The sequence below is a fragment of the Pollutimonas rozaliensis genome, assembly GCF_048751585.1.
Lineage (GTDB): Bacteria > Pseudomonadota > Gammaproteobacteria > Burkholderiales > Burkholderiaceae_B.
The window spans coordinates 1-235 of the sequence record NZ_JAZHOB010000371.1 but is presented as its reverse complement, the minus strand read 5'-3'; the positions used below and the strand labels follow the sequence as shown (position 1 = coordinate 235).

The following is a 235-nucleotide window of genomic DNA, read 5'->3' as shown; positions in this document are numbered from 1 at the left end:
GCGATATAAGCAGCACATAACGAGTAAAATAAGAACAGCATAGCGAAGGTCGCTATCCACTTGCCTTTTGTGCCGAGTATCTCTTTCGCGAGGGTATGCAACGTGGCGTCTTGACTTGAGTATTGATGGATTTCTACCATCAATAATGCGGTGAAGGCCATTAAGGCCCATAGACCAAGCATAATCACTAATGCCGTCGAAAATCCAAGCCCAGCGGAAGACAAAGGCAGAGCGA

At 46.8% G+C, this 235-nt stretch carries 1 protein-coding gene; it reads right to left on the bottom strand.

Annotated elements, in window-relative coordinates; all coding sequences use genetic code 11:
* Window positions 1-235: aromatic amino acid transport family protein (locus V0R37_RS23280; protein ID WP_420376716.1), on the bottom strand; the 235-nt coding region annotated here is incomplete at both ends.